The 16,043-nt window shown below is 60.0% G+C and carries 11 protein-coding genes and 1 tRNA gene; 7 read left to right on the top strand and 5 right to left on the bottom strand.

Features of this window, described 5'->3' with window-relative positions:
- Nucleotides 1-44: 44 nt before the first annotated feature.
- The 4 genes from EGH25_RS09160 to EGH25_RS09145 are packed head-to-tail and all read left to right on the top strand — an operon-like array spanning nt 45 to nt 8,813.
- Nucleotides 45-2,102, top strand: coding sequence for a PrkA family serine protein kinase (locus EGH25_RS09160; protein ID WP_266087832.1), 2,058 nt, complete (start codon nt 45-47; stop codon nt 2,100-2,102).
- A complete protein-coding gene (locus tag EGH25_RS09155) occupies nt 2,099-4,363 on the top strand; it encodes a PrkA family serine protein kinase (protein ID WP_266087830.1) in 2,265 nt (754 codons plus the stop codon). The genes EGH25_RS09160 and EGH25_RS09155 overlap by 4 nt, the downstream gene beginning before the upstream one ends.
- Nucleotides 4,354-5,661 carry a DUF444 family protein gene (locus EGH25_RS09150; protein ID WP_266087828.1) on the top strand — a complete coding sequence of 436 codons (1,308 nt, stop codon included), beginning with the start codon at nt 4,354-4,356 and terminating at the stop codon, nt 5,659-5,661. The genes EGH25_RS09155 and EGH25_RS09150 overlap by 10 nt, the downstream gene beginning before the upstream one ends.
- Entirely contained in the window at nt 5,658-8,813 is a 3,156-nt protein-coding gene (locus EGH25_RS09145; protein WP_266087826.1) for a SpoVR family protein, read from the top strand. The genes EGH25_RS09150 and EGH25_RS09145 overlap by 4 nt, the downstream gene beginning before the upstream one ends.
- Nucleotides 8,814-8,819: 6 nt before the next feature.
- Here EGH25_RS09145 and EGH25_RS09140 read toward each other — a convergent pair whose 3' ends face one another.
- The gene (locus EGH25_RS09140; RefSeq protein WP_266087824.1) at nt 8,820-10,196 is read right to left on the bottom strand and encodes an ABC1 kinase family protein; all 1,377 of its coding nucleotides are present in this window, start codon (nt 10,194-10,196) and stop codon (nt 8,820-8,822) included.
- Nucleotides 10,197-10,258: 62 nt separating this feature from the next.
- Nucleotides 10,259-10,331 (bottom strand) — tRNA-Asn (locus EGH25_RS09135).
- A gap of 87 nt (nt 10,332-10,418) precedes the next feature.
- Here EGH25_RS09135 and EGH25_RS09130 point away from each other — a divergent pair.
- Nucleotides 10,419-11,948, top strand: a complete 1,530-nt coding sequence (locus EGH25_RS09130) for a glutamate-cysteine ligase family protein (protein ID WP_266087822.1) — start codon at nt 10,419-10,421, stop codon at nt 11,946-11,948.
- On the top strand, nt 11,945-13,300 hold the full coding sequence (gene cca / locus EGH25_RS09125; protein ID WP_266087820.1) for a CCA tRNA nucleotidyltransferase: 1,356 nt from the start codon (nt 11,945-11,947) through the stop codon (nt 13,298-13,300). Before EGH25_RS09130 ends, cca begins: the two co-directional genes overlap by 4 nt.
- Here cca and EGH25_RS09120 read toward each other — a convergent pair.
- Nucleotides 13,287-13,748: a JAB/MPN domain protein-containing protein gene (locus EGH25_RS09120; protein WP_266087818.1), complete on the bottom strand. Its 462-nt coding sequence runs from the start codon at nt 13,746-13,748 to the stop codon at nt 13,287-13,289. The genes cca and EGH25_RS09120 overlap by 14 nt on opposite strands.
- The gene (locus EGH25_RS09115) at nt 13,745-13,987 is read right to left on the bottom strand and encodes a YgaP family membrane protein (RefSeq protein ID WP_266087816.1); all 243 of its coding nucleotides are present in this window, start codon (nt 13,985-13,987) and stop codon (nt 13,745-13,747) included. The genes EGH25_RS09120 and EGH25_RS09115 overlap by 4 nt, the downstream gene beginning before the upstream one ends.
- A gap of 73 nt (nt 13,988-14,060) precedes the next feature.
- Here EGH25_RS09115 and EGH25_RS09110 point away from each other — a divergent pair, with 73 nt between their 5' ends.
- Nucleotides 14,061-14,621: a thioredoxin family protein gene (locus EGH25_RS09110; RefSeq protein ID WP_266087814.1), complete on the top strand. Its 561-nt coding sequence runs from the start codon at nt 14,061-14,063 to the stop codon at nt 14,619-14,621.
- On the opposite strand, the gene EGH25_RS09105 is transcribed toward EGH25_RS09110, so the two are convergent.
- Nucleotides 14,622-16,043, bottom strand: a 1,422-nt coding sequence (locus EGH25_RS09105; RefSeq protein ID WP_266087812.1) for an AMP-dependent synthetase/ligase, incomplete at its 5' end; no start/stop codon positions are given. It abuts the gene before it with no gap.

The following is a 16,043-nucleotide window of genomic DNA, read 5'->3' as shown; positions in this document are numbered from 1 at the left end:
GCTGATGTTCGTAGAAACCATAATGAAAGTAAGTAACAGTTAGCATGAGAAGCCTACAAGAGATAAGCGACAGTTACCGTGACTCGGTTCCCGACGGTATTAGAAGCGCGAGGAGCTTCGGCTGGTACCTTGATGAGATAAACGAGTCGCCGCGTATAGCGCGCAACGCCCACCAGCGCCTTGCCGACATGTTCGACTTCTACGGAACGGAGTACGACGAGGAGGCTGGCGTGGTGAGGTACAGGCTCGCCTCCGACGACCCGCTTGACGACGGCGAGAACAGGTTCTTCGGGAGGCAGATACACGAGGCGATACACGAGTTCGTCAACAAGGTAAAGAGCGGTTCGCGGAGGCTCGGACCCGAAAAACGGATAAAGCTCCTACTCGGACCCGTCGGTAGCGGTAAGTCTGACTTCGACAGACAGGTTCGTCGGTACTTCGAGGACTACACCGAGCGCGACGAAGGGCGTATGTACACCTTCCGGTGGACGAACCTCTGCGACGTGATCGAGGATCAGGATCCGATGGACGATACCGTGCGTTCGCCTATGAACCAGGATCCGCTCGTCCTCCTTCCACGCGAGGAGCGCAGAGAGGTAATCGAAGAACTGAACGGGAGCCTCGACGCGCCGTACACGCTCAGGAACGACCAGTCGCTCGACCCCGAAAGCGCCTTCTACATGGACGCGCTTCTCGCCGAGTACGACGACGATCTTGAGGCTGTTCTCGAAAACCACGTCGAGGTCGTCCGTCTCGTTGCGGACGAGAACAAGAGACAGGCGGTCGAGACGTTCGAACCCAAGGACAAGAAGAACCAGGACGAGACCGAACTCACGGGGGAGGTTGACTACTCCAAGATCGCGGTCTACGGCGAGTCCGATCCGCGCGCATTCGACTACTCGGGCGCGTTCTGTAACGCAAACCGTGGAGTCTTCTCGGGCGAGGAGCTACTCAAGCTACAGCGTGAGTTCCTGTACGACTTCCTCCACGCGACACAGGAACAGACGATCAAGCCCAAGAGCAACCCGCGTATCGACATCGATCAGGTCATCGTCGGACGTACGAACATGCCCGAGTACCTCGACAAGAAGAACGACGAGAAGATGGAGGCGTTCAACGACCGCACCAAACGCGTCGACTTCCCTTACGTCCTCGAATACGAGGAGGAGGCGCGTATCTACGACAAGCTGTTGACGAACGCCGACCTTCCCGACATGAACATAGAGCCGCACACGCTCGAAACCGCGGGTCTTTTCGCCGTCCTCACACGTGTCGAGGAGCCGGACGACGAAACCGTCTCCGTCGTCCAGAAGGCGAAGGCGTACAACGGCGAGGACGAGGACGATGTCGATGTGGACAAGCTACGCGACGAGGCGGACGAGAGCGCCGAGGTTGGCGAAGGGATGCGCGGTGTATCGCCGCGTTTCATCGGCGACGAGATCGCGGAGGCTGTCATGGACTCGACACACCGCGAGCGCGGCTTCCTAAACCCGTTGACGCTCTTCAGCTACTTCGAGGAGAACCTTGAGGCGCACGCGAGCATAGACGAGGAGATGTACGAGACCTACCACCGTTACCTTGAGATGGTGCGCGAGGAGTACAAGGAACGCGCCATCGACGACGTTCGGCATGCTCTCGCGTACGACCTCGACGAGATACAGGAGCAGGGCGAGAAGTACATGGATCACGTGATGGCGTACATCAACGACGAAACGGTTCAGGACGAGATCACGGGGAGACAGCAGGAGCCTGACGAGGCATTCATGCGCGCCGTCGAGGAACAGCTCAACATACCCGACGACCGCAAGGACGACTTCAGACAGGAGGTGTCAAACTGGGTCTCAAGGCGCGCACGTGAGGGAGAGGAGTTCAAGCCGCAGGACAACGAACGTCTACGCCGCGCTCTCGAACGTAAGATGTGGGAGGACAAGAAGCACAACATAAACTTCAGCGCGCTCGTTTCGAGCGGAGAGACAGACGACGAGGCGAAGAGCGCATGGATAGAGTCGCTGACGAACCGCGGCTACTCGCGCGAGGGCGCGAAGGAGGTGTTGGAGTTCGCGGGTGCTGAGGTGGCGCGTTCGGAGATGGAGGAAACGTGAACGGCGCTGACGACGGCGAAAGGTACGTCGAGGAAGCCGACGACTCTCTCCGCGACGCGTACGACGAGCCTATACCGCTCGACGAGTACGTCGACCGTCTTCTCGACGAACCCGGTATCGGCTCACACTCGGCGAAGTACCTTCTCGAAGCCATCGAGTCTTACGGTACACGTACGGTCGTCGAGGAGGGCGAGGAGAGGGAACGTTACAGATTCTTCGACGACCCCGCCAACGACGGCGAGCACGCGGTTCTGGGTAACACGGAGGTTCTGAACGGCTTCGTCGACACTGTTAGGAGCATCGCGTCGGAGCGCGGAAAGGAGGAGAAGATAGTCTGGATAGAGGGACCTACGGCGACCGGAAAGAGCGAGTTCAAACGGTGTCTCGTAAACGGTCTACGTGAGTACTCTAAGACCGACGAGGGTCGGCGTTACACCGTAGAATGGAACGTTTCGAGCGTCCGTGAGTGGGGTAGCGAGGACGACGAGAACTGGTACGAGTCACCGACACAGGCGCATCCGCTCCTCGTCTTCCCTAACGACGTGCGTAAGGAGATACTCGCCAAGGTAAACGACCGTTCCGACGACCATATAGAGATACGTGTCGACGGCGAACTCGATCCGTTCAGCAGAGAGGCTTACGACTTCCTCGAAAGGATGTACCGCAGAAAGGGGACGCGAGACCTGTTTAGCGCCGTAACCGACGACCGCCATCTACGCGTCAAGAACTACGTCGTCGATCACGGTAGAGGCGTCGGTGTTCTACATTCGGAGGATTCGGGACCACCCAAACAGCGCCTCGTCGGTACATGGATGGAGGGTATGTTACAGAAGCTCGACTCGCGCGGACGTAAGAACCCTCAGGCTTTCTCGTACGACGGTGTTCTGTCACAGGGTAACTCCCTCCTAACCGTCGTCGAGGACGCGGCACAGCACGCCGATCTTCTCCAACAGCTTCTCAACGTCGCCGACGAGGGCGCTGTGAAGCTCGACAAAGGGATACGTATGGACATCGATACGGTCCTCGTCGTCGTCTCCAACCCCGATCTTGAGGCGCAGTTGGACGCAAAGTCAGAGATGGGCGAGGAGGATCCCCTGAAGGCTCTGAAACGCCGTCTCGAAAAGCACGAGTTCCGTTACCTGACCAACCTTTCGTTGGAGGTCGAGCTACTAAGACGCGAGATCACGAACGATACCAAGGTCTGGGAGACGGGCTCCGACTACGAAGAGATGGAGGAACGTATGGCGTCGCCTCTCCGTCTTGAGGTCGGCGATACGATCCGTGACGTACGCGAGCGCGAGATAGCTCCCCACGCCGTCGAGGCGACGGCGATGTACGACGTTGTCACACGTCTCGACACCGACGACCTGCCCGCGGGTCTCGACCTCGTCGACAAGGCTCTCCTGTACGACCGTGGCTACCTGCGTCGCGGTGACGAGAGGCTCCAGAAGGACGACTTCCGTCTCGAAGAAAGCCCCGACGACGGACGTAACGGTATCCCTGTCACCTACCCTCGCGACGTGATCGCAGACCTGCTCAACGACGGTACAGACCGTAGCCATCCCGAACTCGACGTTGAGAACGTCATCACGCCGTCGGACGTACTCGACGAGATGGTTGCGCGTCTCGAAGACGAGCCTATGTTCTCGACCAAGGAGACCAACGAGTACGAGGATCGCGTACGTGAGGTACGTGACTACGTATTCGGAAGACAGGAGGAGGACGTTCTCGACGCCATGACGTACGACGTACGTGTTGAGGACGAGACCGTTGAGGAGTACGTCGAACACGTCTACGCGTGGTCGGAGAACGAGACGGTGGGCGCGGGGCGTGGTGAGGTCGAACCCGACGCGCTCAAGATGAAGGTCTTCGAGACTGAGCATCTCGGACGTTTCGACGACGACGACTACGAGGGCGACGAGCCTAAGCCCCACGTCGAGGGTTTCAGACAGGAGAAGATAGTGACGGCGATGAACGTACAGGCTTGGCAACAGCGCGGCGAGGGGTTCGCGGGCGGCTTCGACCCGCGTGACATACCCGTGATGCAGAACGTTCTGACAGCCTACGACTGGGACGACATCGGTCGTATGTACGAGGACTTCGAACCTTCTCAGTGGAGCGATCCGCCCAAAGGGACTGAGACGGAGAGCCTGAAACGGAAGACGAACGAGACGCTCGCCGATGAGTTCGGATACTCGCCCGCGAGCGCCGAGCTAACGTCACAACGCATCGTCGAGGAGGTGGCGAGCCGATGGGGCTGAGGGACGATCTCGACAGGTACCGTAAGGTGGGTGAGGAGCGCCGCGACGACCTCGCGGAGTTCATACAGTACGGCGACCTCGGTCAGAGCCGGCGTGACGAGATACGTATACCCATAAAGATAGTCGAGCTACCCGAGTTCGAGTACGACAGACGTGACCTTGGCGGCGTGGGACAGGGCGACGCCGACGAGGGCGACGCCGTAGGACGACCCCAACAGGGCGACGGTGACGAGGACGGTGAACCCGGTGAGGGCGAGGGTGAACACGGCTACTACGAGATGGATCCTGAGGAGTTCGCCGAGGAACTCGAACAGGAGTTCGAGCTACAGTTGGAGCCTAAGGGTAAGGCTGTCGTTGAGGAGAAGGAAGGCGACATGACCGACGTCGTCCGTTCGGGTCCGCGTAGCACCCTCGACCTCGAACGTATGTTTAAACGGGGTCTGAGACGTAAGCTCGCGTCACAGTTCGATCCCGAGTACGTACGTGAGGCTCTCCGCGTCGACGGTATGGATCCGGAGGATGTCTACGGATGGGCGCGGCGCGACAGTATAAACGTCTCCAAACGTTGGCTCGAAGAGACGTACGCGGAGATGGACGCCGAGGAGTGGGCGCGGTGGTCGTCGCTCGAAGAGATGGAGGAGAACGTCGACCGCAGGACGCCCGCCCAGCTCGTCCGTGCCGACAGCCGCGTTCCATTCAGAAGCGAGGACGAGCGTTACCGTTTCCCTGAGGTCGTCGAGGAGCACGAGTCGAAGGTCGTCGTCGTCAATATACGCGACGTCTCAGGCTCGATGGGTTCCGAGAAACGCGAACTCGTCGAACGTACGTTCACGCCCCTCGACTGGTACCTACAGGGCAAGTACGAGGAGGCGGAGTTCGTCTACATAGCACACGACATAGACGCATGGGAGGTCGACCGCGGGGAGTTCTTCGGTATACAGTCGGGCGGCGGTACCAAGATTTCGTCGGCGTACGAACTCGCCGCCGAGATACTTGAGGAGAGGTACCCGTGGAGCGACTGGAACCGTTACGTCTTCACGGCGGGCGACGGCGAGAACTCGTCGAACGACTCTAAGGAACGCGTCGTGCCTCTCATCGAGGGGATGGACGCAAACCTGCACGCCTACGTCGAGACACAGCCGTCGGGGGGTTCGGTAAACGCGACGCATTCGCAGGAGCTAACCGACGCGTTCGACGGCGACGAGGTGGTTGTGACGCAGGTGAACGCACGAGACGAGGTTATGGACGCCGTCTACACGGTTCTCAAGACAGCCGCGGAGCCTACGGAGGAAGTATGAGCATAGGACGTGAACTCGAAAAACGCAGAGAGGCGGACGAGCTAAGAAAGGTGGCAAAGGAAGCGACCCGGCTCGCGGAGCGCCTCGGTCTCGAACCGTACGACGTAAACTACTGGGTCGTCGATCACGACGAGATAAACCGCGCCGTCGCGTACGGCGGATTCCAGACGCGTTACCCACACTGGCGCTGGGGTATGAACTACGACCGCCAGCGCAAGAAGGATCGTTTCACGCAGGCGCGTATCTACGAACTCGTCGTCAACGACGATCCGTGCCACGCCTACCTACAGGTGTCGAACGAACTCGCCGACCAGAAGGCTGTCATAACCCATGTCGAGGCGCACGGCGACTTCTTCGCAAACAACCGATGGTTCCAGGATCTCGCGGGTGGCTTCGATGCGGCGGCTACGCTCGCACGCCACGCCGAAACCGTCGAAGGGTACATGGACGACCCTGAGGTAGACCGTGAGGAGGTCGAGGAATGGATAGACAACGTACTGTGCCTTGAGGACAACATAGACCAGCACGGTACCTACGGCGTGTCGTCGAACGACGAGGGGGATGTCGCCGAGAGCATAGATGAACTAGGCGTTTCTGAGGAGGTCAGACAGGAGATATTCGACGACGAATGGCTCGCCGAACAGCGCGAGGAGGGCGACGAACCCCGTGTTCCTGAGGAACCGGAGAAGGATATACTCGGATTCCTCGCACAGCACGGAAAGGCGTACGACGACGAGAACCGCAAGTCGGTCGGTTACGAGGACTGGCAACGCGACGTTATAGAGATGCTGAGACGCGAGGCGTACTACTTCGCGCCTCAGAAGATGACCAAGGTGATGAACGAAGGGTGGTCGTGCGTCGCCCCCGATACACGTGTCTTTACGTCCGAGGGCGTCGTCCCTATGCGCGAGACTGTCGGGAACCGTCCGGTCGTCTCGGACGGCGAGACGGGGCGCGAAGTCTACGACTCACACGTCGAAGCCGATAAGGAAACCGTCGAGATCGAGACACGGCGCGGCTTCGTACTCGACGGTTCGTCCGACCACCGTGTCCGTCAGCCCGACGGTTCGTGGAAACGCCTCGGAGAACTCGAAGCCGGCGACGAGGTGGAGGTTTCGGGCGGAGCCGACCTCTGGGCTGACGAACCCGAGCCTGTTAGCTGGGAGTCTCCGACCGCCAAGACGCTCGGCGACGTAGCCGACGACGCCGGCGTCTCCGTCTGGACTGTCATGCGTTACCGGCGCGTAGGACGCGCCGAGAAAGGTGACGCTATAGACGAGGCGCTCGAAGGCTACGACGGAAACGCCAACGCCGTGGCGCAACGCAACCCCGTACGCGTTCCCGACGAGACGACGCCCCGGCTCGGACGTTTACTCGGTCTTCTCGTCGGCGACGGGCACGTCTCGCGTTCGTCGGGTCACGTCGGCTTCACGACGGGCGACCGAGATAAAGCGGAGAGCTTCGCACGTCTCGTAACCGAGCTTTTCGGCGTCAGCCCGTCGGTCGAGGAAGACGGTTCGCGTTGGCGCGTCTACGTCTACTCGCTCAGCCTCGTCGATCTGTTCGCCGACGGTTTCGGTCTACCTGTCGGCGACTCGTCGGCGGAGAAGACCGTCCCGGAACACGTCCTGCGTTCGCCGAAGGAGGTCGTCGTCGCGTTTCTACGCGGCTTGTTCGACGCCGACGGCTACGCGGGCGACCAAGGCGTGATACTCAGCACCAAGAGCGAGGGGCTTTCGAAGACCGTACAGCTACTCCTCGCCAACCTCAGTGTCCTTAGCCGACGTAGACGTCAGTCGGACGGATGCTACCACGTTCATGTTACGGGAAGGTCTGCTTCGGTCTACGCCGACGAGGTTGGCTTCGGATACGCCGAGAAGGAAGAGAGGCTACGCGGGTACCTCGACAGTCTGGAGTGGTTCGAGGACGAGGAATGGACGGACGAGGTCGTCAACGTTTCCGAGGGTACGGGCGACGTTTACGACATCTCCGTCGACGGAACGCACAGGTACGCCGCCGGTGGGTTCGTCAACCACAACTCGTACTGGGAGTCGATGATGATGGGGAACGAACGTTTCGCGGGCGACGACGAGGTTCTCACGTACGCGGATCATCAGGCGAAGGTTCTGTCGGGCGGCGGTCTCAACCCGTACAAGCTCGGAAAGGAGCTTTGGGAGTACGTCGAAAACACCACCAACCGCGACGAGGTTGTACGTGCGCTTCTCAAGATAGACGGCGTGACACCGGCTACGTTCCACGACGAGATCGACTTCGATCTGGTTGAGGAGGTTCTCGAACCCACGTACCCGCTCGACGACGTACGCGAGGAGACGCTCGACGAACTCCGTACGCTCGACACCAAGGTGGATCACGACGCCGTCGAGGCGGCGCGCAACGGCGAGATAGACGTTTCGCGTAGCCCTTGGAAGGTTCTGAGCTACGACGGTCTCGCCGAGCGCAACTACTCTCTGACACGTCCCCAGAACCGTGGCTTCGTACGCCGTATCTCGCGCGATGAGCTCGAAGAGACGTACAGATACCTGTTCGACATCGACGTTTACGCCGACGTTGAGGAGGCTCTCGACCGTATAGGTTACACAGAAGGCTGGAGCCGTATGCGTGACGTACGCGCGACACATAACGACGTGACGTTTATCGACGAGTTCCTGACGGAGGAGTTCGTCGACAAAAACGACTACTTCGCGTACGAGCATAGCCACGCGACGGGAGGATACCACGTTTCGAGCACCGACTACGAGGATGTCAAGAAGAAGCTACTCCTGCGTTTCACCAACTTCGGCAAGCCGACGGTGGTCGTCGAGGACGGTAACTACAACAACGCGGGTGAGCTTCTCCTCGCACACCGTTTCAACGGCGTCGTGCTCGACACGGGGAAGGCGAAACGTACGCTCGAACGCGTCCATGCGCTCTGGGGGCGTCCGGTCAATCTCAAGACGGTCAAAAAAGAGATAGACGACAACGTTATGAAGATGGCGCGTCGACGCGGTAAGGAGCCGGAGCCTAACGAGAAGCCCGTCGTTATACGGTACGACGGCGAAGGGTTCGAGACGCGCGAACTCGACGAGGACGAGGCGGAAGGTCTGACGGCAACCAGCCTTGACTACGACACGCGTCCCGAAGACTGGCTCTGACGGTCGTCACGTCCTCTCCGGGAAGATAGAGACGAAACGCGAGACGAGCCGATCCGCCGTAACGGCGATGTTGACGACGGTTCTTCCGACGGGACCCATCCTCTTACGGACGAGGTAGTCACGTATGACGGGGAAGAAGTCGTAGCTGTTGTCGAGCGTGTAGAAGATCCCTTCGAGAACCGTCGTCGTGCGGAACAGAAGCGCGAGATCACGCGGTACACGCATCGGAAACTCGTACATATCCTCCTGAAGCTCGTCTATCATGTCCTCGACGCGTTCGTCGTCTATATCCTGACCCCGGACGTTGTCGAGCATGATCCTGAACATACGGCGTGCTATCTCCCTGTCGACGTTAGGGTCGAGAGCGCCCATGTCGATGAACGAGTTTATCATGTTGTCTATATCGTTACGTGATATGGCTACGTAGAGATCGAAGATACCGTCGCGCGTCTCGTCGGAGACACGTCCCACGATACCGAAGTCGTAGAAGATGACACGTCCGTCGGGTGCGACCGCGAGGTTTCCGGGATGGGGATCGGCGTGGAAGACGCCGTCTTCGAGTATCATCTGCATGTAAGCGCGCTGAAGATCCTGTACGACACGTGTCGTGTCTATCCCGCGTCCGCGTAGCTCTTCGACCTCGGTTATCTTCGTCCCCTCGACGTACTCCATCGTAATCACGCGGTCGCTCGAAAGTTCGTCGACGACCTCCGGAACCACGACGGGTTCGTCGCTCAGATTCTCGCGTATTGTCTCTATCGACCGCGCCTCGCGGTCGTAGTCGGTCTCCTCTCGTATCGCTTCCTTGAACTGGTCGGCGAGGTTTGAGAGCGTAAAACGCTGACCCTCCTTCGCGAAACGCAGGACGAGGGGGAGTGTCGCCTCTATGACACGTAGGTCGGTCTCGATACGGTCACGTACACCCGGTCGGAGTATCTTTACTGCGTATCTCTCACCTTCGCGCTCTGCGACGTGTACCTGTCCGATGCTCGCCCCGCTTATGGGTTCGCGTTCGAAACGCGTAAAGACGCGCTCCGGATCCCCGACGTCCTCGGATACGACCTCACGTACCTCCTCGTACGGTGCGGGGGGTACGTCGTCCTGTAGCTTCGAAAGCACTTCGGTGTAGACTTCGGGTAGCGCATCGGGACGTGTCGAAAGTACCTGACCGAACTTGATGAACGTAGGACCCAGAGACAGGAAGGTGTTCAGAAGATACTCGGCGCGTCTACGGTGCTCCTCGTCGGAAACATGACGTCTACTTCCGAAGAGGATGAAACGCTTTCTGTCGCGTAAGAAGGTAAAAGCCAACGGCACGAAAGCCGCAACAATAACACCGAACCGGTAGGCTGTATACGCTCTCTCGCGCGGTCGTAGACTCATTCGGTTGTACTACGTCACCGGGACGTTTTCGAGTTTCGGTACAGTACGGTCGGACTGTTCGACGCCGCCGCCAGGACTCGAACCTGGGACCACCTCGTTAACAGCGAGGCGCTCTACCAGCTGAGCTACGGCGGCTCGGTTACGGCTTTGGCGGCGTCTGTGTTAAGCCTTTTTCTTCGTCCCGCCGCAAGCGTAAAGTCGGTCGCCTTCCATCGATGCCCAATGGAACGAGAGATGATACGCAAGTCGCTCGACGACGGAACGCTCGACGAGTTCGAGGAACGCGTCGACGAACAGGCGGAGTTCCTCAAGGACGAGATACGCGAACGCCGTCTCGACAACCCTGACTTCACCGTGGGTCTTGAGGTCGAGGTCTACGCCGTCGGCGGAGACGGGAGGCTGGCGCGTGTCCCTGACGATGTCTTCGAGGACTGCGGCGACGGTCTAAACAAGGAACTCGGTCTGCACAACGCAGAGATAAACACGTCCCCTACGGTGTTCGACGACGATAGTCTTAGGGCACAGGAGGAGCAGGTAAACGAGACGCTCGACGAAGCCGACGAAGCGCTCGGACGCCACGGTGTCGAAGGTCAGCGGTTCGTTCTTGACTCGATCTGGACGGTACCGCCCGCGGAGGGAAGCGCCGAGTACCTCGGTTCGGTCGAGACCGACGACGGCTTCGTGTCCGCGGAGAACATGCGTTCGGACTCACGGTACGAGGCGATAGACAACTACTACATCGACATAGCGGGTGATGTTGAGATAGACGTCCCCGGCGCGTCGTTACGTTTCCCGACCATACTCGCCGAGTCTCTGGCTACATCCGTACAGCCCCATCTCCAGATACCCGACTCCGACGACCTGCCGCGTTACTACAACACGGCGATACGTACGATGGCTCCCGTCCTCGCACTATCGACAAACTCGCCGTTCCTTCCGCCCGATCTTTACGACGACCCCGATGCGTCGCTCGTCGACGAGACGTACGACGAGCTACGTATCCCAGTCTTCGAGGCTTCCGTAAACCCGCCCGGCGAGTACGACGACAAGAAGGTGCGTTTCCCGCGCGACATCGATAAGACGGTGGATGTCGTAGACAAGGTCGTCGAGGACACGCCCTACTCGCCCCTTCTGAGCGAATGGGACGACAGAACCGACGAGGGCTACATAGACGAGTTCTGGGAGTTCGAGTACAAACGCGGCACTTACTGGCGCTGGTTGCGCGCCGTCATAGGCGGCGAAGCCGTCGGTGACAACGACGAACGTTCCGTACGTATCGAGTACAGACCCCTGCCTACACAGCCCACGGTACGCGACATAATCGGTCTCCACACCCTCGTGTCGGGCGCTCTCGCCGGTATGGTCGTCGACAACCATCCGTTACCCTCACTCGGATGGCGCGAGGCGCGCGACTCCTTCTACAACGTCGTCGAGAACGGTATAGACGCACGTATGGCGTGGGTGGACAGGGACGGCGACGTTACCCACGACAAGAACGTGATCTACGACGAACTCTTCGAGTACGCGCGTCTCGGTCTCGAAGGACACGGCTTCGACGACGGGACGTACGAGAAGTACGTCACCCCGTTACGGACACGTTGGGAGGAACGTACGACACCGAGCGTCTGGAAGAAGGAGCGCGTACGCGAAGCCCTCGAAGACGGTGATTCGTTCGAGGAAGCCGTACACGGGATGCAACGCGAGTATATATCACGAACCGACGACCACGAGACGTTCGCCGAGTGGATATGAGCCGCGACCCGATCCTCAAAGACGTTCTCGACGAGGTAAGCCCGTCGGATGACGAGAGAGGGGCGTTGCGCGAGGCTTATGAGAACGTTCGTGACAGGGCGCTCGAAGCCCTCGAAGAAACGGGCGTCGACGGCGAAGTGACGCTCGTCGGTAGCACGGCGCGCGACACGTGGCTTTCGGGTGACCGTGACATCGATGTCTTCCTCCTCCTACCGACCCAACTCGACCGCGAAAGCTTCGAAACCGTCGGTCTCGATGTCGGACGCGCCGTCTTCCCCGACGGAACCGTGGAGTACGCCGAACATCCGTACGTCCAAGGCGACGAGTCGGGGTACGACGTTGACATCGTGCCGTGCTACGACCTCGGTTCGACAGACGAACTCAGAAGCGCCGTCGACCGTACTCCGTTCCACAACGAGTACGTCCGAGGTATCGCGGACGAACACGCCAACTTCGGCGACGAGGTACGTCTTCTCAAGGCTTTCGGACGTGGCGCGGGCGTCTACGGTAGCGACCTACGGACGCGCGGACTCAGCGGCTACCTGTGCGAACTCCTCGTACACAGGTACGGTGGGTTCGAGCAGGTCGTCGAGGCTGTGGCGGACTGGTCGCCGCCCGTCCGTATCGAACCCCGCGAACCGACCTCCGACGACCTCGCGGGACCTCTTATCGTCGTCGACCCCGTCGACCCGTCGCGTAACGTCGCCTCCGTCGTGACCGACGACTCATTCGCGCGTTTGATCGACGCCTCGCGCCGCTGGCTCGGATCCCCCGACAGAAGCCTCTTCTTCCCCGAAGATCCCGAACCGATCGACGCCGAGAGCCTGCGCCGAACCGTCGAGGAACGCGGAACGCGTACGGTCGCCGTCGTCTTCGACGCCCCCGGTATCGTCGACGACCAGCTTTATCCCCAGCTACGTAAGACACAAACCTCGCTCGTCGACGAACTCGAACGTCTCGGCTTCGACATACTGCGGTCGGAGATCTTCGCCGACAGAAACGCCGTCATACTCGTCGAAGCCAACGTCGGCGAGCAGTCGAATGTCGAGAAACATCCGGGCCCCCCTGTACACGTACGTGAACACGCCTCGGAGTTCGTCCGAAAGTACGACGACGCCGATGTCGTCGGACCGTATATAGAGGACGGGAGGTACGTCGTCGAGCGCCAACGCGAACATACGACCGTCGACGGCTTTGTGCGCTCCGACGACTTCCTCGAAATAGGCACCGGAAAACACGTCGGTGAAGAGATACGCAACGGCTACGACGTACTCGTGAACGGGGACTGTACGGAGCTACTCGACGAGTTCGGTGCGTGGTTCGCGGAGTACTTCGACCCTAAGCTTCCCTGAAAGGCGAAAGAACGTCGAGCCATCCCGTTTCGTCGAACTCGACATCGAAGGTTCTGAGTTCACGCTCCGCACCGTCGGAGCCGTAAGCGCGCCACGAGCCTTCGTCGTACGGCGGGAATACGACGACATGGACACGTCCACGGTTGGTGAAACGCGTGTAGTCCTCGCCTTCGAGTTCGCCCGACGGCGCGGACGCAACCGTGCCGACGATCGACGCGCTACGCGGAACCGCGTCGACGCCGAGTACACGGAAGACATCGCCGCGTCTCGAACCCGACTCAGGGGCGAAGACGATCTCGGTCAGTAAACGTCCGTCACTGTCAACATCCAAGTCACGAGCATCGGTCGCGCGGAGATGGGCGACAAACTTAGACGGATGGCTGTCGTCGGCGGACGCCAGAGCCGTGTCGAGCGTCTGGCGCGCTATACCGACCACGTCGTCTGTCATTCTCCTATGTCGCAGGTGTCGACGCCGAGAAGCTTGTACGCACCGCAGAACCCCGTTACGGCTGTGAAAGCCGTTATACCGCCCGCGATCCCGACGACGATACCCCCGTACGTACCCAGTATCTCGCCTACACCTCCGACACCCGCGATACCCGCGACACCGATCGCCAGCGCGATTATCCCTATTACTGCACGCAGACCACGGTCGTAGCTACCGACGTTTTTCTGTAGGTTCGCCATACCTTTGCTACGTGCTCAAAGCTAATAAATCCGGCACCACAACCTCTTTGTTCGGCGGATGCCTTTCGCCGTCATGGCGCTAAAAGAGTCCGAACGCGAGGAACTCGAAGAAGGGGACGTCGCTCCGGGTTTCGAGTTACGCGGTACAGACGGCGCGACGTACAGCCTCAACGACTTCGACGGCTACACGGCGCTTCTACTCGTCTTCACGTGTAACCACTGCCCTTACGCTCAGGCGAAGTTCGGTGTCCTAAACGGGATCGCTGAGGACTACGACGAGGTGGCTGTCGTCGGCGTCAACCCCAACGACGCCGATGAGTACCCCGACGACTCGTTCGAGAAGATGGAAGAGTTTGTCAACGACGGTACGGTACGTTACGACGCCTACCTGCGCGACGAGACACAGGAGGTGGCGCTCGACTACGGCGCGACCTGTACGCCCGATCCGTTCCTTTTCGAAAACCGTGACGGGAGGTTCGTGCTCGTCTACCACGGACGCCTCGACGACGCACTCAACCCCGACGACGAACCCACGAAGCACCATATGCGTGAGGCTATCGGCTCGGTACTCGCGGGAGAAGAGGTCGACAAGGGATTCCTGCCGTCACAGGGCTGTTCTATAAAGTGGGAGTAGTCAGCCGTCGGGGTATATAGACCCTATCTCGTCGGCGTACTCGTCACGTATCTCCCTGCGTTTCTTCTTCATCGTCGGCGTCATCAGACCGTTCTCCTCCGTCCATTCGTCGGCGACGATCCGGAACCCCTTGATACGTTCGAATCCCTCAAAGTCGGCGTTCGCCTCCTGTATCTCCTCCTCGATGAGTCCGCGTACGGCTTCGTCGTTGACGAGCGCCTCGTCGTTGTCGGGGAGGTCGAGACCTTCCTCGTCCGCGCGGTCACGTATCCTGTGTACGCTGGGGACGACGAGTGCGCCGACGAACTTGCGCTCATCGCCCACGAGCATACACTGATCGATGTACTCCGAGGCTACGACGGCGTCCTCGACGCGTTCCGCGGGTACGTTCTTCCCCGTCGAGAGGACGACGAGGCTCTTTACGCGGTCGACGAAACGGAGGTAGCCGTCCTCGCCCACCTCGACGACGTCGCCCGTACGGAACCAGTCGTCGCCGTCGTCGTCCGCCTCCTCAAACGCTTCGTCAGTCTCGTCCGGCTTGTTCCTGTACCCACCGAAGACGTTGGGTCCACGGACGAGTAGCTCGCCCACCTCGCCGTCGAGCGCGTCGTTTTCGACGACGCTCGTTCCTACACGCGATACGTCCACGCGCACCTCGACGTCGCACAACGGCGGACCGAGCTTTCCTACCCTCGGCTCTTCGGGAGGCGCGACGGAGATAACAGGCGAAGCCTCCGTCATACCGTACCCCTCGAAGACGGGTAGCCCCATGCCGAGGTACGTCCGTGCGAGATCCTCCGACAGGCTTCCGCCCGCGCTTAGGAAGCCCTCTATCTCGCCGCCGAGCGCCTCACGTATACGGCTGTAGACGAGTCTGTCGGCGACGGCGTGCTTGGCGCGTAGGACGGGCGGAAGGTCACGTGTGTAGTACGCGACGCCCGTGGGTTCGTCGCACGACTCGTAGAAACCCCAGCAGTCCTGACCGACGGAGACAGACCAGTCGAAGACACGGCGACCGACGAAGGAACCAGAAGCGCGTTCGAGTACGGCGTCGTATATCTTTTCGAGTAGACGTGGTACTGTTGCGATTCCGTTCGGACGTATCTTACGCATATCCTCGCGTAGCGGTTCGGGTTCGACGTCCTCGGCGTACGCTATCGTCGCTCCCGCGGTTAGCATCGAAAAATGCACGAAGCGTTCGAATGCGTGCGCGAGAGGTAAGAAAGAGAGTATACGTAGGTCGTCGTCGAGCGTTACCATCTCGTCGGGCTTGTCGGGACGGGGCCCGAGACGTTTCCACATCTGGTTGAGACAGGCGCGGAAGTTACCGTGGCTGATCTCGACCCCCTTCGGCTGTCCGGTGGTACCGGAGGTATAGATCAGTGTACAGAGGTCGTTAAGTGAGAGGTCGTCGAGCCAGTC

Origin of the sequence: Halorutilus salinus (genome assembly GCF_026242195.1) — an archaeon.
Lineage (GTDB): Archaea > Halobacteriota > Halobacteria > Halobacteriales > Halorutilaceae > Halorutilus > Halorutilus salinus.
Note: the sequence above shows the minus strand (reverse complement) of the source record. Positions and strands in the feature narration are given on the sequence as shown.